The sequence below is a fragment of the Pseudomonas sp. MT92 genome (assembly GCF_058792515.1).
Window position 1 is genome coordinate 1 of sequence record NZ_JBXAFA010000040.1, and the last position, 1,445, is coordinate 1,445.

General features: G+C 52.7%; 2 rRNA genes (1 of these 2 running past the window's edge). Both read right to left on the reverse strand.

The window, feature by feature from the left end:
• Nucleotides 1-9 precede the first annotated feature (9 nt).
• Nucleotides 10-125: ribosomal RNA gene (gene rrf / locus AC1Q6D_RS33040) — 5S ribosomal RNA — on the reverse strand.
• 149 nt (nt 126-274) lie between these two features.
• Nucleotides 275-1,445: ribosomal RNA gene (locus AC1Q6D_RS33045) — 23S ribosomal RNA — on the reverse strand (it continues 1,812 nt past the right edge of the window).

The window sequence follows — 1,445 nt, forward strand, 5'->3', positions numbered from 1 at the left end:
GGAATTTAATCTTGACGATGACCTACTCTCACATGGGGAAACCCCACACTACCATCGGCGATGCATCGTTTCACTGCTGAGTTCGGGATGGGATCAGGTGGTTCCAATGCTCTATGGTCGTCAAGAAATTCGGGTACCGAACCGTCTTTCGACGCTTCAGCAAATTGGGTATGCGATAGTTTGTGCGGCTTTTGTGAATGGTTGCGAACTTTCGGTTCATTGCGTCTTCACACACCGCAATCTGGCTCTTAAGCGCAAATTGCTTGGGTGTTATATGGTCAAGCCTCACGGGCAATTAGTATTGGTTAGCTCAACGCCTCACAGCGCTTACACACCCAACCTATCAACGTCGTAGTCTTCGACGGCCCTTCAGGGGACTCAAGGTCCCAGTGAGATCTCATCTTGAGGCTAGTTTCCCGCTTAGATGCTTTCAGCGGTTATCTATTCCGAACATAGCTACCCGGCAATGCCACTGGCGTGACAACCGGAACACCAGAGGTTCGTCCACTCCGGTCCTCTCGTACTAGGAGCAGCCCCTCTCAAATCTCAAACGTCCACGGCAGATAGGGACCGAACTGTCTCACGACGTTCTAAACCCAGCTCGCGTACCACTTTAAATGGCGAACAGCCATACCCTTGGGACCGGCTTCAGCCCCAGGATGTGATGAGCCGACATCGAGGTGCCAAACACCGCCGTCGATATGAACTCTTGGGCGGTATCAGCCTGTTATCCCCGGAGTACCTTTTATCCGTTGAGCGATGGCCCTTCCATACAGAACCACCGGATCACTAAGACCTACTTTCGTACCTGCTCGACGTGTCTGTCTCGCAGTCAAGCGCGCTTTTGCCTTTATACTCTACGACCGATTTCCGACCGGTCTGAGCGCACCTTCGTACTCCTCCGTTACTCTTTAGGAGGAGACCGCCCCAGTCAAACTACCCACCATACACTGTCCTCGATCCGGATAACGGACCTGAGTTAGAACCTCAAAGTTGCCAGGGTGGTATTTCAAGGATGGCTCCACGCGAACTGGCGTCCACGCTTCAAAGCCTCCCACCTATCCTACACAAGCAAATTCAAAGTCCAGTGCAAAGCTATAGTAAAGGTTCACGGGGTCTTTCCGTCTAGCCGCGGATACACTGCATCTTCACAGCGATTTCAATTTCACTGAGTCTCGGGTGGAGACAGCGCCGCCATCGTTACGCCATTCGTGCAGGTCGGAACTTACCCGACAAGGAATTTCGCTACCTTAGGACCGTTATAGTTACGGCCGCCGTTTACCGGGGCTTCGATCAAGAGCTTCGCGTTAGCTAACCCCATCAATTAACCTTCCGGCACCGGGCAGGCGTCACACCCTATACGTCCACTTTCGTGTTTGCAGAGTGCTGTGTTTTTAATAAACAGTCGCAGCGGCCTGGTATCTTCGACCGGCGTGGGCTTACGC